Below are 595 nucleotides of genomic sequence, written 5' to 3' on the forward strand. Positions count from 1 at the left end.
GCCCTCGGACCCATCAGCGTCCGCCCCTACGCCAAAATCAGCGTCACCACCGACACCGGCGTCTACGTCTACTACGACCACGGCCCCACCAGCCGCATCTGACCCGGAACGACACCATGACAACGAACCATTCCCGCGGCCGCGAGCGGCACGACCGGGGAACGCTCCTGGCGGGCCTGATCGCGCTCACTGCACTCGCAGCAGCAGTCCTGCTCGCGATCTCACTCGCACCGGCCTCCGCCGAAACCCCGGCCGAGCGCTGCAAACGCGAGACCACCGCCTACAACAACGCATGGAATAACTCCTGGGCCGCCTCACACCCAGGAAAGAAACCCAGCGATGCACCTAAACCACCCGTGCCCTACAAGTGCGGCGGCAACAACGACGGACCACCACCCACGGTGCAGCCAACGACCACCGCGCCGGAGGAGTCTACGAAGACGGAGGTGCCGGAAACCACTGCGCCAAGCGACGGTCCGAGACCGGCGCTGAACGCACCCACCACGCGCCGCGAGATCGAGCACCCGGGATTGGGCCAGAGGCCAATCGGTGAAGCCCAGACCGGACATCCCAAACCGACCCGAACCGGCACTAG

At 66.4% G+C, this 595-nt stretch carries 1 pseudogene; it reads left to right on the forward strand.

Annotated elements, in window-relative coordinates:
* Positions 1–116: 116 nt before the first annotated feature.
* A pseudogene (locus tag GM1_RS22775) lies at positions 117–595 on the forward strand (hypothetical protein); the annotation flags it as partial.

The sequence above is a fragment of the Gordonia malaquae NBRC 108250 genome (assembly GCF_000344135.1).
Taxonomy (GTDB): Bacteria; Actinomycetota; Actinomycetes; order Mycobacteriales; family Mycobacteriaceae; genus Gordonia; species Gordonia malaquae.